21 protein-coding genes are annotated in these 22,876 nt (G+C 56.3%); 8 read left to right on the forward strand and 13 right to left on the reverse strand.

The genetic code is table 11. The annotated features are described in order from the left end of the window. The first annotated feature begins 113 nt into the window (after positions 1–113). A complete protein-coding gene (locus WC859_09720; GenBank protein ID MFA5976423.1) occupies positions 114–1,178 on the forward strand; it encodes a hypothetical protein in 1,065 nt (354 codons plus the stop codon). 146 nt (positions 1,179–1,324) lie between these two features. Here the strand turns inward: WC859_09720 and WC859_09725 are convergent, their stop codons facing one another. The 4 genes from WC859_09725 to WC859_09740 are packed head-to-tail and all read right to left on the reverse strand — an operon-like array spanning position 1,325 to position 5,725. Continuing rightward, the gene (locus tag WC859_09725) at positions 1,325–1,870 is read right to left on the reverse strand and encodes a Mov34/MPN/PAD-1 family protein (protein ID MFA5976424.1); all 546 of its coding nucleotides are present in this window, start codon (positions 1,868–1,870) and stop codon (positions 1,325–1,327) included. Further along, on the reverse strand, positions 1,834–3,507 hold the full coding sequence (locus tag WC859_09730; GenBank protein MFA5976425.1) for a ThiF family adenylyltransferase: 1,674 nt from the start codon (positions 3,505–3,507) through the stop codon (positions 1,834–1,836). The genes WC859_09725 and WC859_09730 overlap by 37 nt, the downstream gene beginning before the upstream one ends. 33 nt (positions 3,508–3,540) lie before the next feature. Continuing rightward, entirely contained in the window at positions 3,541–4,710 is a 1,170-nt protein-coding gene (locus WC859_09735; protein ID MFA5976426.1) for a CBASS cGAMP synthase, read from the reverse strand. Further along, on the reverse strand, positions 4,703–5,725 hold the full coding sequence (locus WC859_09740) for a CBASS cGAMP-activated phospholipase (protein MFA5976427.1): 1,023 nt from the start codon (positions 5,723–5,725) through the stop codon (positions 4,703–4,705). The genes WC859_09735 and WC859_09740 overlap by 8 nt, the downstream gene beginning before the upstream one ends. Before the next feature lie 448 nt (positions 5,726–6,173). Here WC859_09740 and WC859_09745 point away from each other — a divergent pair, with 448 nt between their 5' ends. From WC859_09745 to WC859_09755, 3 genes are all read left to right on the forward strand, one after another. Next, positions 6,174–6,785: an antitoxin Xre/MbcA/ParS toxin-binding domain-containing protein gene (locus WC859_09745; protein ID MFA5976428.1), complete on the forward strand. Its 612-nt coding sequence runs from the start codon at positions 6,174–6,176 to the stop codon at positions 6,783–6,785. Continuing rightward, positions 6,782–7,258 (forward strand): RES family NAD+ phosphorylase, encoded by a 477-nt coding sequence (locus tag WC859_09750; protein ID MFA5976429.1) that lies wholly within the window; start codon positions 6,782–6,784, stop codon positions 7,256–7,258. Before WC859_09745 ends, WC859_09750 begins: the two co-directional genes overlap by 4 nt. Positions 7,259–7,526: 268 nt before the next feature. After that, complete coding sequence (locus tag WC859_09755; GenBank protein MFA5976430.1) at positions 7,527–7,823, forward strand: DUF2622 domain-containing protein; 297 nt, start codon at positions 7,527–7,529, stop codon at positions 7,821–7,823. A gap of 852 nt (positions 7,824–8,675) precedes the next feature. Here the strand turns inward: WC859_09755 and WC859_09760 are convergent. The 3 genes from WC859_09760 to WC859_09770 all read right to left on the reverse strand — a co-directional run bounded on the left by WC859_09760 (position 8,676) and on the right by WC859_09770 (position 11,064). Then, on the reverse strand, positions 8,676–9,005 hold the full coding sequence (locus WC859_09760) for a type II toxin-antitoxin system PemK/MazF family toxin (protein ID MFA5976431.1): 330 nt from the start codon (positions 9,003–9,005) through the stop codon (positions 8,676–8,678). Further along, positions 9,002–9,205: an antitoxin MazE-like protein gene (locus WC859_09765; protein MFA5976432.1), complete on the reverse strand. Its 204-nt coding sequence runs from the start codon at positions 9,203–9,205 to the stop codon at positions 9,002–9,004. The genes WC859_09760 and WC859_09765 overlap by 4 nt, the downstream gene beginning before the upstream one ends. Before the next feature lie 914 nt (positions 9,206–10,119). Next, positions 10,120–11,064, reverse strand: a complete 945-nt coding sequence (locus tag WC859_09770; GenBank protein ID MFA5976433.1) for a DNA-binding protein — start codon at positions 11,062–11,064, stop codon at positions 10,120–10,122. Positions 11,065–11,169: 105 nt separating this feature from the next. Between WC859_09770 and WC859_09775 the strand changes: the two genes are divergently transcribed. The 4 genes from WC859_09775 (at position 11,170) to WC859_09790 (ending at position 17,496) form a co-directional block, all read left to right on the forward strand. Further along, positions 11,170–12,249, forward strand: a complete 1,080-nt coding sequence (locus WC859_09775; protein MFA5976434.1) for a site-specific integrase — start codon at positions 11,170–11,172, stop codon at positions 12,247–12,249. Between the two features lie 95 nt (positions 12,250–12,344). Continuing rightward, on the forward strand, positions 12,345–15,794 hold the full coding sequence (locus WC859_09780) for a hypothetical protein (GenBank protein ID MFA5976435.1): 3,450 nt from the start codon (positions 12,345–12,347) through the stop codon (positions 15,792–15,794). Beyond that, positions 15,776–16,246, forward strand: a complete 471-nt coding sequence (locus WC859_09785) for a response regulator (protein MFA5976436.1) — start codon at positions 15,776–15,778, stop codon at positions 16,244–16,246. Before WC859_09780 ends, WC859_09785 begins: the two co-directional genes overlap by 19 nt. Continuing rightward, complete coding sequence (locus WC859_09790) at positions 16,243–17,496, forward strand: hypothetical protein (protein MFA5976437.1); 1,254 nt, start codon at positions 16,243–16,245, stop codon at positions 17,494–17,496. Before WC859_09785 ends, WC859_09790 begins: the two co-directional genes overlap by 4 nt. A 549-nt stretch (positions 17,497–18,045) precedes the next feature. Here the strand turns inward: WC859_09790 and WC859_09795 are convergent. The 6 genes from WC859_09795 to WC859_09820 form a co-directional block, all read right to left on the reverse strand. Beyond that, positions 18,046–19,734, reverse strand: a complete 1,689-nt coding sequence (locus WC859_09795; protein ID MFA5976438.1) for a ThiF family adenylyltransferase — start codon at positions 19,732–19,734, stop codon at positions 18,046–18,048. Between the two features lie 37 nt (positions 19,735–19,771). Beyond that, entirely contained in the window at positions 19,772–19,903 is a 132-nt protein-coding gene (locus tag WC859_09800; protein MFA5976439.1) for a hypothetical protein, read from the reverse strand. A 442-nt stretch (positions 19,904–20,345) separates the two neighbouring features. Further along, on the reverse strand, positions 20,346–21,107 hold the full coding sequence (locus WC859_09805; protein MFA5976440.1) for an ImmA/IrrE family metallo-endopeptidase: 762 nt from the start codon (positions 21,105–21,107) through the stop codon (positions 20,346–20,348). Beyond that, complete coding sequence (locus WC859_09810) at positions 21,100–21,534, reverse strand: hypothetical protein (GenBank protein MFA5976441.1); 435 nt, start codon at positions 21,532–21,534, stop codon at positions 21,100–21,102. The genes WC859_09805 and WC859_09810 overlap by 8 nt, the downstream gene beginning before the upstream one ends. Continuing rightward, on the reverse strand, positions 21,531–22,091 hold the full coding sequence (locus WC859_09815; GenBank protein ID MFA5976442.1) for a hypothetical protein: 561 nt from the start codon (positions 22,089–22,091) through the stop codon (positions 21,531–21,533). The genes WC859_09810 and WC859_09815 overlap by 4 nt, the downstream gene beginning before the upstream one ends. Positions 22,092–22,488: 397 nt before the next feature. Next, positions 22,489–22,876, reverse strand: a 388-nt coding sequence (locus WC859_09820; GenBank protein ID MFA5976443.1) for a hypothetical protein, incomplete at its 5' end; no start/stop codon positions are given.

Genomic DNA, 22,876 nt, shown 5'->3' on the forward strand with positions numbered 1-22,876 from the left:
CGACCAGTCGCACCGCCTCTTGTTTGAATTCCAGTGTGTAGCGTGCCCGTGTCGCTTTCGTCATGTCGTTCTCCTTGCGTGGATTGAATCACACGTCAAGGGATACGTTTTTCGTGGGCAAGGTCAAGGCATTCGACGAAACAAATGCTGAGCTTATTGCCCAAGCAGAGCAAGAGAAGCTGGAGGTAGCGCGAGACACTCCGTTCAAGGCCGCTTATGACCGATTTCTGGGAGAATTGCGGACCTATAGGGATCAGCTCCCAGAACAGTTAATGGCCGGCCTCAATGACGCCGCCAAGGATCTTTACAACGCATTCAATCGCAATGACCGTGATGAAGACAAGCTTGCGGCATTGCATCTCCCATTGGCTGGTGATGGGAAGATTGAGATCAGCTTCCGCGGCAATCCAGCCGCTCGCGTCGATGCGCTCCATGTCCTCAGCGAAGGCCATGTCCGCTGTCTGGGATTGGCAATCCTCATGGCCAAGGCAAAGAGCATAGAGTGCCCGGTCATAGTCTTCGATGACGCCATCAATGCGATCGACCACGACCATCGAGGAGGCATCAGAGAGGCAATTTTTGACAGCGATCAATTCGCTCAAACCCAGCTGATCGTCACATGCCACAGCAACGAATTCATCAAGGATATCCAGCAGCACCTCCCCGCTCAGCGACGCGGTGCATGCCAGGTCTACTTGTTCCGTCACCACGACGGCAACTATCAACCAAGAGTGACCGGCAACATCCCTAGCGCGAACTACATCGCCAAGGCCAGATCCGCGAGGGAAGCGCTGAATGATAGGGAGGCCTTGGCAGCTTCTCGCCAAGCCCTCGAAATGCTGTCTGAGAAGACATGGCGTTGGCTGGGAAGCCACGATCAGGGCGTCTTAAATCTCCTGCTCGCTGGCGTCGGCGCTGAGCCCGCTCTGAGGAATCTTTGCGAAGCGCTGGTCAAGAAGTTGCGCGATGCACAAACCTTCAACCACGCCAACAAAGATCCCCTCTTGACAGCCTACGGCCGAGTTCTAGGAATCCCTGTCAACAACCTTGTGTGGACCTACCTCAACAAAGGTACTCATGAAGAGGCTGAACGCGATGATTTTGATGGCGAGCTCGTCGAATCCGTGGTCCAAACGCTAGAAGAACTTGACCGTCTCGATCTACGGTTTGGTCGGTAGCGAGTCGCTTTTTGTGTCGCGCGCTGCCCCGACGCCCCCACCGTTGAATAGCGCGACGATTTGCAGTGCAGTGCCCCATGAGAAGCAGCGCGTCCGGTTCGGAATTATCGTCCGTCGAAATACATTCGTTCAAGGGGTAGAACCCTCTACGCAGAAAAAGGAATAAGCCGAGAGATTTGTTCGCCATCCGCGCAACCGGCCCATATAACGTCGCTCGTGCCAGCGATGACAAAAACATGTTGCGCCACGCTGGTTCCAAAGATCTCCCCCCATGCTCTGTGATCGGTCGGAGACGGATTAGGTATTGCTTCTGGATGTGTATGCCACTCACCGAGATAGTCGGTGGTGTGCCCCGATTCTTTCCACATGCGCAGAGCCTGGGCCTGATGGTCGGGATCTTTGCGAACGAACGACACGCGCGTGGCCCTGTCCTGGGGCCCTGGTTTAGTCGCGTGGGTGATGTGCAAGTGCAGCCCGCGCCGGTAGCCGAGCAAGATGCCGCCTGACTCTGGCAGTTGAGAGGTCAGCTGCCGATGGTGAGCAATCACCGCAAGCACAGTGGACTCAAAAAGAACCAAACCATCCGCAACCAAGGGATTCTTGAACACGAGGCAAGCTGGCTCAGGAACTCGCTTTGCCGATGCATGTTTCGCCATCATCCAGCCTTGTTCGAGTTCGATGATGAACCGCAAGCTGAGCACGTATCGAGCCGCTTTGGGTCCTGGCTTTTCACTGGGTGAACATCAGCGCCGGGACGCACAAGAACACGCAACCGTGGAGACACTTGATCTCGCAACCAGTCAGCAATCGCATCTGTTGCAAGCGCAGCGGCGTGCATAGGAGCAGAGACTGCGTAAGGGGTTAATGCGTGGCAACCTTTCATGATCCAGGTCGGAGAATTGCTTTTCTCGATCGGGAACCGTTCTACGCGCCGGCCCTGTGCATCGGTATAGCGAAGGCAATGAAAACAGGCCCCTTTTTCAGCATCAACCCAGAACGACTGAACCGCGCCGCCCGTGCCCGAAATGCGAACGTAGAGAACCGGGCATGCCGATTTTCGTTGAGCCATGTGCTTGGCGTTGATAGCCTCGCTCACCGCCTCTTCGCCGGTGGCATCAATGAGTAAATCTCCCTTGAACAGATCGCGCATTGCCAAGGCATTGCCCCAGATGCCGTCCACCTTTGCCAGGGGGAAAGTGCGATGCAGCTCCTCTTTCATCGCGGTGGGTTTGTCTTTCAACAAGGACGGATAACCGAGGGCATGCCTGCCAAGGTTTTCAGAGCTCATCGAATCAGGATCAATGATCCGAAGGTGTCCACGCTTACCCTGCCCCGCCCCCAAGCGAACCAAGGCCTCGGCCAGATGACTGCCGATCGCGCCGCAGCCAATGACGGTGATGCGCTTGTTCGTAAGATCATCGAAATCAAGGTTCCTAGAATGGATGAACTCTGCACTCCAATCTACAACGGCAAGCCGAACGATGCACCGCCCTTTACCGCTGGAATGCATCTGCTGGCGATAGACCGATGGCTTTCTATGACCCGCTTTTCGCACCAGCGCATTGCCCAGTGGAATCTCAATCCCCAGCCACCCGGCTGGACTCTTGATCATCAGATAGAGGAAAGGCCATTTCAGATAGCCCCGATCGTGCCCCAATCGATGCTGAAAATCCCCGGAGAGATCTTTGTCCCAAGCTTTGAGCCACGTGAATAAGGATTGCAGGTCAGTGGGAAAAGACTCGCTCATCGGTGGCCATTTGGTCGTGCGAAGAACCCAGGCGAAACCGTTGCCATAGTCACGTAAAGATTCACCCACCGCCTCCGCAATCGCGGCAAGCTCATCGGGTTTATCGCCAAAGATGAAATAGCCTTCGCCAAGCGCTGCCACATTGGAGTTGGCACTCTCTTCCGAAAGCCCTGCCTTTATCACAACCCAAGGCGCCGGCAGCTGTCCTACCGACCACTGCGCAAGGTATTCGCGCGTCAACTCGTCTCGTCGGTACTCGGGGTCGAGTGCAAGACTGTCCAATACCTCGGTTGCTTGGGCCACGCACTGTGCCACCGCAACGACGGGATCGAAGCGGTTGAGAACAACGGCTCCATGCGTGTAATAGCAAAGCCCATTGCGGGCGGTCAGATGAGCTTGCACGCCTTCAAGCGATGCAGGCCGTTCGAGCAGGCGGATGGTCGGATAGGAAACAAAGTCCCAGTCCGAGATGCCTAACTCGACCTTGATGGCGCCTTGCTTGCAAGGAAGTGTGCCACGAAACCAGAGGACACCACGCCTGCGTTTGAAGTAGGAAAATCCATGCGCCACCAGGTGGCGCATGACCTGTTCTTCCGCTGACACTTGCGCCACAGACTATCCCGCATATGTGTTGTTGACGACGGGTGGCACCACGACCCTAGCGGGCGTTTCTCGTACCTGATCCGCTGGTGAGTCGTTCTCAACATCAGCTTCGCGGTTCGGGATGCGCGGACCCAACTGGCCACGCAACGCGACAATCACAGCACTTTTTTGTTGAAGGACATTGAACAGCGCCCCTTGCAGGTTGGTGCTGAGCTGGGTGGCGCGCTGTTGCGCTTCCAGCCGTCCCATCGCATCAAGCCGATTGAAATTGTGCTCGTCGTCGATGCCTGCTTCGAAAAAATCGTTGGCAAGACCGGCAGGAAGGAATCCGGCGACGTGAGCCAATGCCTTGTCGTCGCGCCCAGGCTGTTTGTCGAAATGACGGCACGCCAGCAGCATCAAGAGCACAGAGCTGGGACCACCTTTGGCCCACTGGTGATCCCGCCATGCTTTGAGGTAGCGCCACACGCGTTGGAGCTGCTCACCATGTACTTTAAGTTGGTCCCGGAACCAGCCTGCAATGTGTTCCGCATCGGAAGGCTCCCAGACACCTTTGCGGGTTGCGACCATCATGCCTTCGAAGTCGTCCCATTCCTGCTCGATTTGGATTTCGGCGGCTTCATTCAAACGTTCCATGGACAAGGTGACCGAATCCATGGCCACTGCCTTCTCAGTTCGCTCGATCTCTCGATCGGAGACCCTGGCAAACTGATCAGCAGGTGCGGCATAGAGGGCGACGTCTACGTGCGCTCCCTTGCCAACGTGGACTCGAATGCAGTGATCTTTGTCCTTCTTACCAAGCTGCCAACCTTCCCGCACGCATAGTTCGCGCAACAAAGATTCGACCAAGTCAAAGTAGGCCCGGGCCGCCACTCTCGGTGTGCCAGTCTCTTCCCACGCTTCTACTGGCAGATAAACACCATAGTCCCAGTCCATTTCCTGGGGTGGTGCTTGATCCGGCTGGATGCATGCCCGGTAGGCCCAGGAACCCTGCGTGCGAAAACGTGGGGAGACGGTCTTTTCCATGCCCAGCGCTGTCTTGCTGGCCGCTTGGATGCCTACCCGCAGATGGTCGCGAATCTTATTCTTGGCTGCTCGCAACCCAGCCTCTTGCTCGGCGAGGGGCACAATCGCCTGATAGAAAGCGGACTCGCCATGCAACAGTTTGTGGAACTTACGCATGGTCTGTCTCCTGATGATTTGCGGCGGCGCCATGGAAAAACACGGGTTGGGAAGCGGTATAAGTCATCATGTTTTTGAACTGAGGGTCGCTGAGTAGAACCTTCGACCGTTGCATTGCCCTGCCCAGCAGTATTTGGCGCGCGGCATCATCGGTCTTGTCCAAATCAACCGATCGAGCCGACTGATCGGTCAGCGTGTCATCAATGTGCATGTAGCGCTTCTCCGACAGGCGTTGGCGCAACATGTAATGGGTCAGCGTCTCATTAGCCGAGATTGCCAAACCAAAAAGCCGTCCGGGCATGCCAATCGGATTTCCGCCGCCCCAGTCCAGCGCTCCTCCGTCGCTGTTTCCACCCGCATTGACGGTGTATTTGCTCGACATGGTGCCGATAGACATCAAACGGACCTCAGCGGCAGGCACTCCAAGGAAATGTTCCATCTCGTGCAGGGCGATCAGGCCTGGCGCATTAACGATCAGGCCTCCATCCACATACTGCGTGTTGTCGAACGTGTGTCGAGGAAAATAGCTGGGCGCCGCGCTCGTTGCCAAAGCGACATCCACAAGAGACTTCCTGTGATCGGTCCGAAAGTCCCTGTGGTGCGCGGTTTTAAACATCACTGGATCGCCGGTGGTGTAGCTGATCGAGGGGATCAGCACCGGATGCTGACAATCGCCCAGGGTCCGAGAACCGAAGACGTCCTCGCTTCGCAGCAGTCTGGCCAACCCATCGGACGAATACTTGGATTTAAAGAGGCCCTTTGCTCGCCGCTTGAAGATTGCCGATCCATGCTGTTCGAAAAGATTGACCAGCATGGCTGCGGGCAACTCGCAGGCGAGCCCAAGCGCCAAAATCCCGCCGATGGACGTACCGGCTAAGAGATCGAAATGCTGGGCCACTGGGTGCCCGATATCTTCCTCGATGCAGGCAAGAATCTTGGCCGTGTAGAGGCCGCGGTAGCCTCCACCGGATAGCGCCAGGATTTGGCCCTGGCAAGCGTCAGTCCGATCATCCATGCATCCACCCTGTGCGTCGCGTCGCGACACTGCCCACCTGTGTGCGGACGGTGGATCACCCACCGTATGAATCAGCTCGGGGCATGTTAAGAACAAATCAAGGGGCTCGTCCAAAGCATCTCCGAATGAGCTATTGACCCAAATCAGCAGAGTAGCGATGCGGTAATCCCCACGCTCGGCTGCTGACTCGTAGGTTTGAGAGCGGCCCAAGCGCAGGGCGAACTTGGTCTGGTTCAAGCCCGTTGGCTGCCGCGTCGCCCGCAAAGGGATCGCCAGTAGACGGGCATGTGGTGCGGCTGGCCAGCAGTCTCGCTCAGCAAAGAAGGCTATGGGCCGCCGACCGGCGCCTGCAGGGTGTGGCACGGTGGGCGCGGCATTGACGCCATCGCACCGAGATGTTCACATGAGCTGTGCTAACGTCTCATTTGAGACTTGGAGGAGAGTAGCCGTGACCGACACAACTCGCAGCAACATCGGCGTCCGCAAAGGCAAACACAAGCCAGCAGTTCAATTGCCGCGGATAAAGAGCGGCAAGGTGACTATGGGATCCGATTTCATCGGTACAGGGCTTATCTTCGCCGGCGGCGGGGCGCAAGCACCGGCCCACACGGGACAGCGCGCGCCCAAGAAGCATCTGCACTACCGTGCGCTGTTTGAAAGCTCGCCCGGCTTTCGCGTTGAGGTCGTTAAAACTGGCGTGTCGCCACGGGTCTTCCAAACACTCGCACACGATATGAATGTCGACCAGAACGCCGTGTTCCAGCTGTTGGGCGTTCCCCGTGCGACCGTCAACCGAAAGCTGAAAGCAGGCAAGCCATTAGACGTGTCGTCAAGTGAACGGGCTCTCGGACTGGTGCGTTTGGTTGGTCAGGTGAAGCAGATGGTCGAGGAAAGCGGAAACGCCGACGGCTTCGATGCGCCTACTTGGGTTGGTCAGTGGCTTGACCGGCCACTGCCCGCCCTAGGCGGGAAGACACCTGGTGAGTTCATGGATACAACGCCCGGACAGGAGCTAGTTTCCCATCTACTGGCGCAGGCTCAGTCGGGCGCCTATGCATGAGTGTCTTCCTCTGGCGAATTGGCACAGACACCCCTGACTACACCGCCGACGACGTGTCCGGTGCCGGCGCCGAGAAGACCGGTGGGCGGTGGAATCGGATCGGCAACCCCGTGCTGTACACGTCGCCAAGCATCGCGTTGGCATGCCTCGAAACCGTCGTTCACCTCGGTGTCTCTGCCCTGCCCTTAAATCGCTTTCTGGTTAGACTTGAAGTGCCTGATCCCGTCTGGGCAAAACGAATGATCCTCAGCCCAGCACCCGTCGGCTGGGAGGCCGAGCCCGCCGGCGCGGTGTCGCTCGATGCCGGCGATCACTGGCTGGCAAGCCGGGACTCCGCGTTGCTCCTGGTTCCGTCGGTGATCGTGCCCGAAGAGTTCAACGTGCTAGTGAACCCGGCTCACCCTGACAGCGCGACGCTGATCGTCTCGAAGATGCGCCAGTTCCGGTACGACGCTCGCCTCGCGCGGCCCTGATCTAGGCGGCGCCGATGATGCAAGACACCAGCCACCCGCCCACCTTCGCCCAATCAACTGGTCAGCTGCGGCGAAACTGACCATGACCGGCGGCTGCGCTGCCCCAACGGTATACGGATGAGTTCAAGGTCGAGGGGGCCGGCAGGTGAAGGATCAATCTTCATGCAGATTAGCAGTGTTCATTGAGACCGCCTCTTGAAAGCACCCAGGGTTCCACCCCATCGAAGAGCGTGACTCTCGTCGCAATGACGAGTTATGGAGAAGCCGAATGACCAAAAAGTTTACGGTTCGAGTGGAGCTACATGGTGCCGATAAAGACGGTGACGATTACGACCGTCTTCACGACGAAATGGAAAAAAAAGAGTTCAAAAAGACTCTGTACTACTCCGACTCGAAGAAGAGGTTTGCTCTCCCTACAGCCGAATACCGATACTTCTCTGAGACCGAAACCAACGAACAGGTGGTGAGCAAGGCGTATGAAATCGCCAACCGGGTGAAGCGGAATCCTAGCGTCATCTCTACGGAAGGTCCCATCGCAAAGCGCGGGCTCGAAGAAATCGACTGATGCTCAAGTTCGATGTTCTGGACTTACCCCGACCCCAGACACTTCGGACCTTCACAATGAGACCTGTTCAAAGGCCGCGAGCCTGACCTCACCGATCTCCCCGACCCCGTTGGCGCGCACTTGGATTTGACCACGCTTCCGAAAATTCAGTACAAATAGCTAGTAGCGAGCTGGGCGGGGTCACTTCCAGGACGGATTGGGCGACCAACTTCGAGCCGATTACGCAACACCAAGGTGCGCGGCCGATCAGTGTCTGACCATTTGTTCATAAAGGTGTTGCGCGATGCAGTCGACAGCTGCGCAATAAAGGGGGCCTTGCGCCTCACGCAACATCAAATTTAGTTGCTTAGCGAGCTATCCCAGCGCCTGACTGGCTTCAAGAACGCAACACCCCTCCGGAAGGACCAAGAATGCGAACAAGAGGTATGTTTTCAAGTGTTGCGTAAAAAAGCCCTTTAGAGGAGGTCGCGTCGGTGATGTTCGCCGAGGAAAAAGTTGAGCCGTCGACGTGGAATTTCTGTGCAGTTGGTCCCCAAAATTCTGGGCAACCACTGCGACACACGGATCGAGTTGTACAGGTTCTGTTGTTTCACAACGACGAACTGCCTCCGCAGCGACTAGGAAATCGCTTCCGAGCGGCCGAAAAGCAGCCACATAGTCGCGGATTGCATATTCCAGTCGAAACCGGCCACCCCTAATGATCCAAATCGGCCACCTGTAATGCTCTCAAACCGGCCACCGAGAATGCTATGAATCCGGCCACCCGAGGCGGCATGAAAATCGCCGCCAGGAGAAGGTAGGTGCGCCGGGCGTTGCCGCTCGCTGCGCGGGATCGTTGAAGTGGGTAGGTTGCTAGTCAGCGAGACCCATCACGAATGCCAAAGCGACGTTCAGTCGTGAGATTTCCTTGTCATCGAGCCGGCCGACCCGCCGACCAATTCGCTCGCGTCTGACAGTGACCGGCTTATCGGCCATCACCTGCGACCTCACCCGCAATCCGTTCTGCTTCGTAGGATCAATCGTCACCCGAAAGTCAGGCGCATCGTTGCATTCGGAGGTCATCTGGCAGATGACGACAGAGGCATGTTCGGCCGGAAGCGCATCCGTCTGGACAATCACCGCGGGACGCGGCTTGCCATAATCGCCGGCTGCCGCAACTGTCACGATGTCGCCGCGTTTCATCGGGCATCAAATTCCGAAACCGACTCAGTCCACCGCATTGCCTCCGACTCGCGCTCACGATCCAGCCCCGCCACCTGCTTGGCGACGTGCTTCTGGACGGCCCTCGAGCGGGCATCCGGTACGACCAAGCGCAATTCCCGCAAGCCACGGGCACGGCGCCGTTCGCGCATCGCCTTCATTCGCTCAGCAGTTTGTGCCATGGTCTTTCTCCATCGTGTGACGCCTGACAGCGTAACGCGTTACGGGTGGCCAATCAAGGATACGTCTCGCGGAGTCGACTCGCATCGCGGAACGGCGGCTTTGCCGCTACAACATCAAGATTTCGAGTGCCCGGTTCTTGGCCGATGTCTGCCCGTCGCGTCGGCTTCGGGCCAGAAGGAGGCCTCGACGTAGGGCGCGATTCCTGGGCTCAGGGTGGCGGATTCGAGAGGGCCAGTGCTGGCCGGTTTGAGAACATTTCGGGTGGCCGGTTCGTGAGCATTTCGGGTGGCCGGTTCGTGAGCATTTTGGGTGGCCGGGTTGGGAGCATTACAGGTGGCCGGTTTGAGAGTGGAATCGGTGGCGGGTTTGATCGGAATACGCACGGATCGACCAACGATGTGCTCCGTGCTCGCTGTTCTTGCCGACGAACCGCCACGAATCATCGAGCTCGCTCCTGACGCACCTCGAGAATTTCTCTTCATGGATTGTCTACCCACTTTCAACGGTGCGGCTGAATGCAACTGTTCACTGTGCCACGTCGACCTCTAACCACCGCGCAAACGCCCGAGTATCCACTATGCCTCGTGCGGCGACACAGAACTCGGCAGGCTCCGTCGACGCCCAAAAGGCCTTCACGCTCGGCAAATCCGCTTCGGGTCGCCCGTCGTAAAGTGCCGTTGCTTTCCAGTCGTACACCGTTATCACGTTTCCCCGGATATCTGTAAAGGTGTAGGAGCCGGATACCTTCCGATCCCCCGATCCAGGTAACGGTGGACCAAAGCGCTCGACCAAGTCACGAGGCCCGATATGCAAGCTAGGGCGTCGAGCGGTGGTTTCCGCCGTCGACGCGTCGGGTGACAGAGTGAACATATACCTGGATTCTGGCTTATATAGTTGGTCAAGAACGATATACCTAGCTCGCTCCTGGCGCACCTCGTGGCTTCCTTTTCCTGACGGCAGTCTCGGCTTTTGTGCCACCGATTGGATGATTCCGTTTGGCTTGCAACGCCGATTCGCGTTTCAAGGCCGCCTGCAGCGCCTGCTGGGCGGCGAGCAAGGCCGCGGGAAGACCATCCATCCGTGCCAGCTGTTTTTCCAAGGCATTGGCGCGCGCCCCACGTCCGGTGGCCAAGTGTTCGGCGGCACGGGCCGAAGCCTCAGCCTTTTCCAGCCGCGCAGCGACCGCTGATGTTTCGCGTTCCTTCTGCCGCAGCGTCGCCTGGAGCGCCTTGGTTTCCTCCCGGGCCCGATCGATTTCCGCGTGCGCGCGGTCCTCGACGGCCCGAACATGCGCCGCTTGGGCCTCACGCTCGGCCGCCACGCTGCTTTTATGTGCCTCGAACGCTTCGTCCAGTTGCTCAGCACGCCGTTGCGAGGCATCGCGTTGCTGGGTGAGTTCGGCCAGTTGGGCCGCCTGGTGTTCCACAAGACGTTGCATATCCGCCAGTCGCGTTTCAGCGACCTCGCGAGCTTGACCGGCGCTCTGCGCTTGCGTCTGGGCTTCGGCGAGCGCGATGTCCCACAACTTGCGTTCTTGCGTGAGCGACGATTGGGTCGCCAGTAGGGCATTTTGCTCTTGCGCGAGGGCGGCCTGCGCCAGCGACCCCGCCTGGGCCATCGCGAGGCGCCAGACCTCGGTGAACGCCTGCCCCACGTCCCCTGGCAGCTGTGGCAATGCGAGCACGTCGCTCAGTCGCGTGGCGAGCGCGCCGCGCCAGGTGTCGAGCATGCGGGTCACAGTATTGGGCGAACCCGTCCCGAGCCGCGCCCGAATTTTCTCCACCGTCGGCCGCTCGCCGGCGGTCACCAGCGCATCGGCGGCGGCGCTGACCTGGTCTTGGGTGATGCCTTTGGCCATCGCGGATGTCTCCCTTGTCGGCGCCCTGCCCGGTTGTTTACGTACTGGTGATAAGTGATGATTATCACTAGTACGCGCCCTATTTCGTAATATACATTACATAATATGAAGCATAAAAACACCTTACCCGCCCTCACCGCACCCGCTGCCGGCTTGGTGCTGCCAGAACAATTGGCCCAGCAAGCGGCCGATGCCGTGCGTGAACTCCTCGCCGAGGCGGCCGCCGCCAACACCACCCGTAGCTACGCCGCCGCCCTGCGCTACTGGGCCGGCTGGCATCAGGCCCGGTTCGGCGTCGAGCTGACCCTCCCGGTGAGCGAGGCCGCGGTGATCCAGTTTCTGGTCGATCACATCCAGCGCAAGAACACGGCCGGTCTGGTCAGCGAACTGCCACCGGCGATCGACCAGGTGCTGGTCACGGCCGGCCTCAAGGCGAAACTCGGGTCACTGAAGCTTTCGACGGTGACCCAGCGCGTGGCCGTGCTGTCGACGGCGCACAAGTTGAAACGGCTCGCCAATCCGTGCGAGTCGGCCAGCGTCCGCACCTTGCTGAGCCGTGCTCGGCGTGCCTCCGTCAAACGCGGTGAGCGGCCGACCAAGAAGACGGCGATCACACGCCCGGAGCTCGAGGCCATGCTGGCCACCTGCGACGATTCGCTGGAAGGTCTGCGCGATCGCGCCCTGCTCTGCTTCGGCTTCGCCAGTGGCGGGCGCCGGCGCAGTGAGATCGCCGCCGCCGACCTGCGCGACCTGCGCAAGACCGGCGAGGAGACCTACATCTATCGGCTGGAGTATTCGAAGACGCAGCAGGCCGGCGTGAAGGCGGATTCGACGCCGGACAAGCCGATCCTGGGGATTAGCGCCCAGGCGCTGTCGGCGTGGCTGGAGGCGGCCGGGATTCGAGAGGGGGCGATTTTTCGGCGGATCTGGACGGAGCGGATCGGCCCTGCCCTGCTCCCGGGCTCGGTGGCGACCATCGTCAAACGGCGGGCGGCCCTGGCCGGGTTGGAGGGAGATTTTGGGGCACACAGTCTGCGCTCGGGCTTCGTCACCGAGGCGGGCAAGCAAGGGGTACCGCTGCCGGCGGTAATGGCGATGACGGAACACCGCTCGGTGGCCAGCGTCATCGGGTACTTCCAGTCGGGGCAGGCAGAGGACAATCCCGCTGCGCGCTTGCTGAAATAGATAGCCACTGACGCTGCTAGAATTCAGTAGAAAAGTGCCTCGGCGGCAGTCAAGGTGTTGGCAATTTAAGAGATGCTTTAAGCAGGGAGCGGGAGTTGAGCAAGAAGCGGCAGATCAAGGTTCGACCTCCAAATAATCAGGCATTGGCGGCACAGCATTTTGTTCGTCGCATTCACTCTCAGCGCCATCCTCGGGCGGGCTTATCTTTGGCGCGGGCCACAACGAACCCGGCCTTCTTTCCGCAGATCGTTGCTCATCTCCTTCAGAATCCGACCTACCGGTCAATCATCGTTCCAACGGCGTTTCCGAGTGCGGTCGGAGAGCTGAGAAAGCTGCAAAATCCACAGAAGCTGACCGCACTTTCCCTGGAAGGTGAGCTGTACTGGAGTGCATCTATTCTTGCCAACTTTTCACAACCGATTCGAGGTTATGTCGCTCTAAGAGACCATTTCTACGACGCGTTCCTTCATGGAAGGTACGCCGCAGCAGAGCAGTGCATTGAGGGGATCGAAAAGGAGTTTGGTCAGTCGATATGGCTGTTCGATCAAAAGATCAAGCTCTTGCAAATGTCTAAAGGCCTCAAGGCCCAGAAGGATTTTCTGGGAGAGATCATTAATACCAATGGGTTGAGCATCCTGGCCGCGTGGCTGACCTATTATGCAAGTCTTCGGGCCGAAAACAACGTTTCGTACGAAGACTTGCATCTCCAAGTCAGTGATGTCCTGACGTTGCCCGGGGTCGGGGACTATGTCCGCGCGCACGTGTTGCCATTCGACATGGCCCACGTAGAAAGCCTCGAAGCAGTTCTTTCCTTGGAGGAGCCCCATCCCATCATTGATCGATGGGAGGCCTTTGTGAACGTCTTAGTGCTCGCATTTTCCAGAGGTCTCATGCCACAAACCCCTGCATTCCAGGGTCTTCTAAAGGATCTTTCGGGGCTAGGTGATCCTCGTCTTTCAAATATCGCAACCATTCTTGCCGGCGATCCCATGGCGCACTCTCGTGAGCCTCTTGAGGCGGCAGACCTTTATACGATCGGTAACTATCAGGGGGCGATTTCGCGCGGACGGGACCAGTTGGAATTATGTGCAAGAGCTCTGGCTCATGAAGCTCCCCAGGGGGCGGACATTGGCGAGGCCTCGATTCGAGATGAGATTGTGGGGCTGATGCATAACGTGCTTCGATTGAAACAGGACGCCCAGCAAAGCCTGCTTCAACTAAAGAAGCTTTCGCATTTTTGCGCGGGCCATAATTACTCAACCCAAATCATAGGCTTCGTCGCGCGAAGTCATGACCATGTTTTTGTGAGCACCTTCAGTGAGCGTGACAAGATGGTGGCGCTCTCTGGATCAATCTGGAACCCGTGGGGCGCGCCTGTTATTGACTCGATAAAGGCGGGGGGCAGCTGGCTTGACAAAATGTCGAAATTGTCGCCCGCCTCACCAGCAATCGAGTTGCGACAGGCCCTTCTTCGCCGAAGCACTTCGCATCTCGACGAGATTGCAGATCGTATCCCGTCCTATCGATACGACATGTACGCCGGGCATGTGAATTTTCTCAATAAGTGCTATGACGAGGCTGCAAGCAAGTACGAAAGAGCGGCGACAACAACTATTCCATACGTGTCATACATGGCCAAGAGATACCTTTACGACGCCCTCTTCGCTCAAGGAAAGTTCGAGGAGTGCTTGAGCCTAGTTGTACCTGACCTGCTTCGAAACCCAAGCGTGGCGGCCGTCTATCCCATTGGCGATCTAGCTGCATCATGCCTCAAGATGCAGGAGCTGCGCAGCTCAATGACATTGGCCGTCCTCCTGCACATGGCCGCACGCTATGGGGCTCCACACTGGGAGCGCGATTTGTCCGATGTTTTTGAAAATGTTTTGAGCGATCGCGGAGCTTCTCTACCGTCCGAAATCCCACTTTCAGATCTGCAAGACAACAGCGTCGCCATCTACTTTTTGCGTCACGTATGTGTGCCAAGGATTCTGAGTGATAGCACCGTATTTGAGTCAGTGGATGCGATTGATGCCGAAAGAATGGCAGTTTGCCAAAAACTTTTGTCCATCGATCCGGCAAATGATCATTACTATCTGGCGGAGATACGAAGCATCACCCGTGACAGTAAAGTGGCACACTTGTTGACAAAGATACAGACAAGCAAGATCTACGTCGACGAGGCCGGAATCCGCCAGATGCTTGAGCCATCCATGTCGGGGATGCTGGCCAGGTTTCACGAGATGCTTGACTCTCCCGATCTTGCATATCAGGCGGAGAAGGTGTCAAAACGACTAGAGGAAATGCTTAGTCACGTAGCAAACAAGGAATTCAAGGGGCTAAGTCTTCCAGCGACGGAACTTGAAGGTTTGTTCGACAACATGTCGCGTGCTGTGCTTGAAGCATTCTCATTAAATCCTGCTTACGGACTGGATACGCATCTAAGTACATCAATACGACATGGTGCTTTTGAAGGGGAGCTTCGAAGCCCTCTCGCCAGAGAGGATCTCCTGCTGGTTCGCGACGGAAAGTCCGGTTGGCGCCAGAGTCCATGGTGTGAGCTTTTGCTCGATATTACATCGGACGACGCCAACTACATTGCCAAACAGCTGGCTCGATTTACGGAGAAGTTCGAGGACCAGATTAGCGGTTACCTTAAGGAAAAGCTCCACATTCGTGTGGTAGGAGGTAAGCCAGGAGCGATGTTCGACTTCGACGCCAAGCGCCCCGTTAGAGCCGAACTCCAATCTCAGATTACGAAGTCAACTGACTATGAGACTTTCGTTGATAAGATGCTCGGGCATGCGTGGTCGCTGACAAACGCGTCGTTAGACGCAATACGAAATGATCTGTACGGCCCGTTCACCTCTACGATGGCCGGTGCTTTCGATTCGCTTGTCCGAGGAGTTGAACAACGACTTGGTCACGACCGAGCCGCTCCAATTCTGGATGCGATTGCTCGAGCTCGAACCGCCCTGCACTTCTCTACGCACGCGGTCGCAGATTGGTTTCAAAGGCCCACCGATCTTGCAAGAGAGCCTTTCGATCTGGAAACCGCGGTGCTTGTGTCCTTGCAGCAAATCAACAATTGCTACGTAACAACGCCGCTAAATCCCGACCTAAATATTGGGCTTCAGGATAAGTTCGAAGGATCAATGCTTGACGGCATTTGCGAGATTCTTTTCATTCTCATGCAGAACGTCATAATTCACAGCGGACTACAAGGGGCGGGCAGTCGTGTTGCTCTTTCGGCAGAGATGGTAGATGTAAACTTAGTAATCTGCTGTCGAAACATGCTTTCTGACTCCATAGATATCGATGAGCGCCGCGAGGCCGTCGCGGTCGCAGCAGCAAAGTATGAGAGGGATTCTGCACTGCGGCTTGCGCGTAAAGAGGGGGGGTCTGGGCTATCCAAAGTATGGCGAATTGCTGAGTACGATTTGCGCGTGCGTCATGGATTGCAATTGTCTGTAAGCGATGAACGCTGGCTCATTGCGCGACTTACTTTGGAGAATTTCGGAGGCAAGTTATGCTCGTCTACATCGTAGAAGACAGTGAGCTTAAGGCTAGGAAGATCTCGGAATTCTTTGAAGAGCTACTTCCATCGACTTTCTCTTTCTTACTCTTTGCCAGCTATCAAAGCGGGCTTAGGGCAGTGGAAAATAAAAGTCCGGACCTCCTTGTCCTGGATATGACATTGCCCAATTTTGACCGGCTACCCAATGCGCGCGAAGGAAAGGTCAGGCCTTTAGGTGGTTACGATCTGATGCGAAAGATGAAGCTAAAGGGCCTCCGTACTAAGGTAGCTGTCGTCACTCAATTGGAGTCATTCGGTGACGGAGAGGAGATTGTTAGTTTTAAAGATATGACAGAGAGGTGCCACTCGGAATTTCCGGAGATATTCCTAGGTAGCGTCTATTTCGATCAGGCTGGAACTGGTTGGCGCGACGCACTTGCATCACTCATTAAAAGCGTATCGAATTTGGAAATCGGACAGTGAAAATTCTCATCATTGATGATGATCAGGAAAAGAGGCGTCTTCTCACAAGGACAGCCCTATCAGTAGTCGGGATCAAACAAGAACATATCACCTATGCTTCAGATGTTTGGACGGCCAAGCGCTCGTTGAGAGAACACCTTTATGACCTTGTTGTTCTCGATATCAACTTGCCGCGACGGCCCGATTTGGGACTGGAGACCGGTGCTGGCGTAGATGTCCTGCATTTCATCAAGAACAACGCCTCGGCAAAGTCGCCTCGATTTCTATTTGGCCTAACGGCCTTCGACGACGGATTTGCGGCGGCGGAAGCAGAATTTTCTTCACCGTTGTGGAAGCTTGTTCGGTTCTCACATACCGATTTGTCGTGGGAAAGCACGCTACGTGAAGCTTTCGCGTACTTGGCCAAGTCAAGCAAGCCACCCTATCGCACCGATGGAAGGACGTTTCATACGGACTTGGCGATCGTTGCTGCACTGGAGGACGAGGAGTTGGATGCCGTTCTTGCCCTTCAAGGGGGCTGGCAAGTCGAGCACGTCGAGCACGACAATACGCGGTATTACCGCGGAACGTTCTCGTGCCCCCGGGGTGATATCTCAGTTGTAGCGAGTGCGGCGCCGAGAATGGGAATGTCTCCAGCTGCGGTTCTCACGAGCAAGATGATTCACAACTTCCGCCCGCGGATGGTTGCAATGGCAGGGATTTGTGCCGGCGTCCGGTCGAAAGTCAAGATAGGCGACATTCTTATTGCCGACCCTTGCTTTGATTGGGGAAGTGGAAAATGGATCAAGGATCAGTCAAGCGGCTCCATCAAGTTCTTGCCGGCGGCCTATCAATGGAGACTTGACGAACGCCTTAGGGTGAAAGCAAAAGCCTTGGGCGGTACGCCTTCGCTACTCGCTCGTATTTATGAGGCATATGGTCTGCAGAAACCGTCGAACATACCCGAGGTGCACGTCGAGGCAATGGCTAGTGGTGCTTCGGTATTGCAGGCATCCAGTTTGATGGCGGATGTCGGTGGGCAGCATAGAAATCTAGTTGGCATCGAGATGGAGAGCTATGCCGTCTTTACTGCGTGTCAGCAGTCCGCTGAGCCACGCCCCGAGTGCATCTCGATTAAGTCGGTGTGCGACTTTGGTGATGAGGACAAGACCGATAGCGCCCATCGCTATGCGGCGTACGTCAGCGCAACATTCTTGTTTGAATTTGCGTTGGATGCACTGATCAATGAGCCGATGCATGAGGAAGACTGAGCGGCACTGCCGCTCATCGACCTCGACTGACCACTCAAATAATTGACGCGGCTCGCATTCGGGATGTCGCCTGAACCGCCACGAACTCAGAACAGTTGAATACGCACCGCTCTTACTTCCGGTAGCGGCTCTCGCGGATTCGCCAAACAGAATGCACGAATCATCCATTCAATCTTAGCCTGAGCAAGGAGGATCATGACTGGGCTCGGACAACAGGCTTCGGGACTTTCAGCAATAGTCCTCATTGTGTGTATATCGAGCGGGCTTAAGACAGGTGGACCTTGAGGGTGGGTATGCCAGTCTCCTAGATAGATGGCCCCTCCCTTTGATTCCCAAAAAATGCGGTGCATCTGCTCCGTTTGATAACTGTGATCAGGCAAAAACGTCTCGCGGTGATGCTGAGCCTGTGGGCCAGGCCCGACTATTTCTGTCACCACTGCTGACTCATTACTCAGATAGCCAGCGAGGATACCTCCAACCTCAAGAGGAAAATACTCATATGCCAGCTTTTTCAGCTCGCGCCCAATCGTCCGGGATATCCAAACGCTGTTAATGATTGGGGCAGTTCGCATGCGGCGGCAACCTATAAGCCTTCCACGCCGGAAGCTGTGGGAAACCGCTTTTGTCGCGCAACTGCAGTGTCGCAATGCTCCATGTATATGCGGGCTGCCCGCCGCTTACGCTCGCCGTGACCTGATCCATGACCACCCTAGTGGCTTGCAATGCAGTCTCTGTGAGGTCCACCTGTGAGCCTGTAAACGTAGGATCCAGACAGCCAGGCGGCTGAATAAGGTCATCTTCTGGTGCGCACGACAATGCTTCGATCGTGCCGTCTTCCAAGTAATACAGGTGGCACATCCAGCAGCATTTGGCAGAATCGGGACTGGCTATTCCTACGAGTCCTCCCCACGCCCCGTTTGTGGCATGCATCCATACATATGGAACATGATGGATATGTGCCATCTCTGCGAGGTACTGATTGACGCGCGTGGACGCCGTAGCGTCAAGAATGCAGGTCGAATCTTTGAAGATTGCCACGTCAAGGCGGGCGCTATTCGCCGAATCCTGGTTCGGGTCACCAATCTTCATGAATTGCGACTCGAGCTTCGTGTACGGAAAGTTGTTGGCGAGCATTGAGTGCAAGCCGTGGACCTTCGTGTACCCGGCAGCTGTGCGTCCAATCTCCCATCGGATGGTGTTGCCGGCCTCGAGAACGTCGCCATCAAATAGTCGTAATGTGCCCACGCCAGCCTGCGCCAGGAGCCTCGCGGCGGGTGAGCCTATGCTGCCGGTGCCGACCAGGGAAACCACCCCTTGATTCAAACTTCTTGAAGAGGGGTTGCGTAGAAAGTAGTTGTCGCGACTTTCCAATTCCGCACGAAGAAGGCGCTTCTCCACTTTGCCCCTCTTGCCATCTGCGCCCATCTCTTGCGTCTTGGCAACAACGATCACGTTTCCGGCAATGCCGCGCCAAGTCATTTCATCTTCAAACAGAAACGCGACTAGGTCAATGCGAGGTCCTTTTTCTCCCCAGGGTTTTTGCCAAGCTGGCTGCTCCAAATCGGGATACAACTCAACGGCCCGCTGGTAGTAGAACGCGGCATCACCACAGGCAGGGCGCTGAGGTAGTTTGATCCACCGCCCCTGAGCGACTAGCGGGCCGGGATAGGACGAGTGCTGACGTGCGTCCGAAAGCGCAACAAGTTGTCCATTGGCATTGGTTACCTCCAGTGTGGTCGCCCGAAATGGACGGAAACTCTCCATGCCAATACGCAAGATGCCACGTGCGCCCAATGCATCAAGCGAGAATGCCGGAAAGCCCACGAACGAGCCGAGCTCAGGCGTGAGGTAGACGGTAATTGGCTCCCCTTCCTTGGCTTCGAAAAGCTGGTCGCCGTCGGGCTCAGCCGGCTGGGAGGCGAGTACCTCAGGAAGCTTCTCAGCGAGAAGGCTCGCCAGGGTGTCGGTCGCCGGAAGCCAGCGGTCGCCGCCGCGGTCAAGAAGACAAAGTTGCTTTGTTCCTGGCGTCTGGTGCCTTCGGAGCTCAAGGTTCGGGGCCACCACCATGGGAGGAAAATATGGGTAATTTGCTGGGTAGGTGCAGCGCAGTTCTATGGGGCGTTCTGCAGGAAAGGCAGTGAGATGCAGAATCAATTGCCCGGCAGCGAAGGCTGCCGGGTCGCTCTCGAAGAAAATGCCTCGGTCGCGGAGCGCTTGCTGCTCTTGCTCCCATCGCATGGGGTAACGCTCCCACCAAGGTGCCATCGCCTTCAACCTACGGGTCGATGACCGGGAGGAGACGGAGGATTATGCGGCGGCTTGCCATGATCGGGCGGTTCCGGCGGCTTTCCCGGGTGCGGGTGCTCGGGGTGTCCGGGATGTCCCGGATGCGGGTGTTCGTGCTCATTCGCCATTTGAACGATTCCTCAACCGATGACACCTCAAGCGGTCGGTTCTTCGGGCGAGGTGTGAACCCGATGCGATCAATATTACATGGCTGAGTCTCACCACCTGAGACCTTCGATCTTTAGCTTGTAGCCTCTGCCCTACCTTCGATAACACGGGCTAATCGCCCTGCCCTGACATCGGCTTTCGGCCGATTCTGTTGAAAACTCCAGCGCCAGAAAGGAAGGTCGAAATTTCTGACAGCAACGCCCGTGACAGTTCGATTTCGGACAAATTTGTGCGTTCAAGTCTGCGAAAAGCAACTGTCGCGGCCGGTTTTGGCGTGTCGATTGGGCTCGATTTTTCTGGACCGAGTTTTTCAACAGAATCGGCCAGAAGCTGCCGTTCGTGACGCGCCGAATATGCAGGTCAATCCACTGGAGGAAGCCACTTTGAATTTGTGTCTATGCTAGAAATCCAACGTCTTCCAGAAGGAGAATGGAATAGACACAGTCGCCCATGCGGATTGAGTCTTCGATCAGCTCAAAACGATTCGCGTTCCATCGATCAAACCAAGCATCCGCTTGAACTTTGCGCGGACCTGCCGGTGTCTTGTTCTCATCAAAACTTAGGTCGAAAGCGAACGATTCTGGGTCTGGGGATTCCTTAGGAAACCAGATTTCAGCGACGTCTTTTGAACGCCTAAACCACCTTCGCTGGCCACCTTGGAGATAGACGAAAAGCATGGGTGCAACATTGAGATCGACTATCCGAAGGACTGTTGCAAGCGAACTACAGCGAAATTCCTTAGCGATTTCGCGTACGACTTTCCACGATAGCTTTTTGTGAGCGCTGAACGCTGGCTTGAACAAAAAACTCGGCATCAGGAGGGAGGAGGCATAACGGTCAGCATTCCCTTCCGTTTCACGAGCCTTGTCGTTGTTCCCCTCGATGTCATCTTGACTGCAGTAGAGCGTACGGCCTTTGTGATGCGTCCAGTGCCCAAGCTCGTGGCCAAGGGAAAAGCGCTGTCTCTCTGGCATGGATTTCTTGTTCACGGTCACAATGGCTCGCTCACCGTGCCCGACAATCAGCGCCTCACAACCTTCAAGCGGCTCATATTTGACGGTTACACCCTGCACCAATGCGATGGCATCGAGATCAATATCAGCAGGCTTGCAGATGCCCAACTCGGCGATGAGTTGTTCGGCGAACCGGTCAGACATCGCTGGGCTCGTCTTCTGCAGAAATTGCGCCGAGATCGACCAGCGACTGATAAATCTTTAGAGCCGTTTCCTCTGAAATCCCGGCACCCTTTCGGGCAGCCAAGGTGGTTGGAATCTCACTTGGATTTTGCTTCCAGTACGACTGAAGGGCTGCTCTAGCCTGGGCACCATTGATTGAGACCACCTTTGAGCTCTCATCAGTTCGTTCTTTCAAGGTCTGTTTTGCCTGAGCAAATTTCAGCGCGCCTATTTGTCGCTGACAGGACTCTGAGGCCTTTTTGACCATTGACTGAGCGTCAGTTGCGCTGATACCTATCTCATCCAAAGCGGCTCTCAGTTCTGTTGGACTCAGGGACTCGATGTCCTCTGCGAGGAAATCGAAAGCCCTCAGAAATTGATCTTTCGACTTGTTGGAGTGCGAGTTCATGCTGCTCTCCTATCTGAAAGTCGCTTGCTCATGAATCGTCGTATCTTCTTTTCTAAAGACTCGAACTGCGGCCAGTCCAACTCGACCAACTCACGAATTTCGTCACGGGTCATTCCATCCAAGCGACCCTCCAGAACAAGTAAAGGACGCTCATCATCTCCGAAGGCTTCCTTCAGCTCTTCTGCAATGCCTTTGAGGATTTCCATCCGCTCCATCCACCGCTCGGGGGTGTCGTCGGCTATTGCTACCAGATCATCTTCCTGACCCGTTGATGACTCTGTATGAAGACTCTTCCTTCGCAGGTTGGAAAGATTGCTTCGCATCGCGCCAATCAAAAATGCCACAGGGTTGACGTCTTTTGGACAACGGCGCTTACCGATAGTTGACGCAACAAAAGCATCATGGAGAAGATCTTCCCCATCGACGCCACCAAGCATGTTGGCAAGGCTTGCTGCAACAAGGGTCAACCGGTCGATGTCCTCTTGTGAAAGCGCACCAATGATCGCGCACATTTCTTCCGGCGAATGGACCGGCTTTGCCGCGTTCTCGTCAGTCACTTGACATCCTCCTTTCCTAGAAGGCTCACGAAAGGACGCCAATCGGACACCCCCACGTCCACGATACCTCTGGTCGTTCAGAAATGCGACACAGGTCACATTGGCATTGTCGTCCGAAATTGCGCTCGCGGCGAGCCTTAGACGGCATGCGACAAAAATCTGCGCCCTGTCCGAAGTTCCTGAGGTGATGAGCCTAAGGAGGTAGGGGACAACTTTTTGAAGAGGTATCCGCGATGAGTCAGCAGTACAAGCCGGGCGACAAGGTGCCGAAATCCGGCATCTATAGGGTCACACACGATAGCCAGCATGTGCAGGAGCACGAGGTCACCTGTGTATACAACGAAACATTCCCTCCTTGTAACGGATGTGGGCGGCATCCCCGATTCACCTTGGTGCGTCAAGCCACGCACATCCGAAACCACGAGAACTTTAAATAACCCGAACCAGGAGAAATTTCATGGGTTCCAAGCATTTCCCCACTGGTCTTGATGGCCGCCAACGCGACCAGGATGGCCAAATTCACCAGAAGCGCAGCGATACCAAGGTGGAGACCCTGCGCAAGGAGTACGGCTCCGACTTCGCCAAGGGGTTTCGGTCTGATGCCCACCTCGGAACGGTCAGGGACGCGACCGGGAAGAGTCTGCATGACCTGATCAAGGTGAACCGCCCCGGGATTTGAGGAGGCTCCAACTCTTGAGAGAATGGAGCCATGAACAAGTCCACGAAGTTTTCCCCTGAAGTCCGCGAGCGCGCGGTGCGCATGGTGCAGGAACACCGCGGAGAGT

The sequence above is a fragment of the Elusimicrobiota bacterium genome (genome assembly GCA_041660185.1).
Taxonomy (GTDB): Bacteria; Elusimicrobiota; Elusimicrobia; order 2-01-FULL-59-12; family 2-01-FULL-59-12; genus JBAZWU01.

Excerpts from the sequence above, each read along its gene's own strand:
- WC859_09730 (MFA5976425.1), bottom strand. The coding sequence starts at position 3,507 with ATGCGCCACCTGGTGGCGCATGGATTTTCCTACTTCAAACGCAGGCGT.
- WC859_09735 (MFA5976426.1), bottom strand. The coding sequence starts at position 4,710 with ATGCGTAAGTTCCACAAACTGTTGCATGGCGAGTCCGCTTTCTATCAG.
- WC859_09740 (MFA5976427.1), bottom strand. The coding sequence starts at position 5,725 with ATGGATGATCGGACTGACGCTTGCCAGGGCCAAATCCTGGCGCTATCC.
- WC859_09750 (MFA5976429.1), top strand. The coding sequence starts at position 6,782 with ATGAGTGTCTTCCTCTGGCGAATTGGCACAGACACCCCTGACTACACC.
- WC859_09755 (MFA5976430.1), top strand. The coding sequence starts at position 7,527 with ATGACCAAAAAGTTTACGGTTCGAGTGGAGCTACATGGTGCCGATAAA.
- WC859_09760 (MFA5976431.1), bottom strand. The coding sequence starts at position 9,005 with ATGAAACGCGGCGACATCGTGACAGTTGCGGCAGCCGGCGATTATGGC.
- WC859_09765 (MFA5976432.1), bottom strand. The coding sequence starts at position 9,205 with ATGGCACAAACTGCTGAGCGAATGAAGGCGATGCGCGAACGGCGCCGT.
- WC859_09770 (MFA5976433.1), bottom strand. The coding sequence starts at position 11,064 with ATGGCCAAAGGCATCACCCAAGACCAGGTCAGCGCCGCCGCCGATGCG.
- WC859_09775 (MFA5976434.1), top strand. The coding sequence starts at position 11,170 with ATGAAGCATAAAAACACCTTACCCGCCCTCACCGCACCCGCTGCCGGC.
- WC859_09785 (MFA5976436.1), top strand. The coding sequence starts at position 15,776 with ATGCTCGTCTACATCGTAGAAGACAGTGAGCTTAAGGCTAGGAAGATC.
- WC859_09795 (MFA5976438.1), bottom strand. The coding sequence starts at position 19,734 with ATGCGATGGGAGCAAGAGCAGCAAGCGCTCCGCGACCGAGGCATTTTC.
- WC859_09800 (MFA5976439.1), bottom strand. The coding sequence starts at position 19,903 with ATGAGCACGAACACCCGCATCCGGGACATCCCGGACACCCCGAGCACC.
- WC859_09805 (MFA5976440.1), bottom strand. The coding sequence starts at position 21,107 with ATGTCTGACCGGTTCGCCGAACAACTCATCGCCGAGTTGGGCATCTGC.
- WC859_09810 (MFA5976441.1), bottom strand. The coding sequence starts at position 21,534 with ATGAACTCGCACTCCAACAAGTCGAAAGATCAATTTCTGAGGGCTTTC.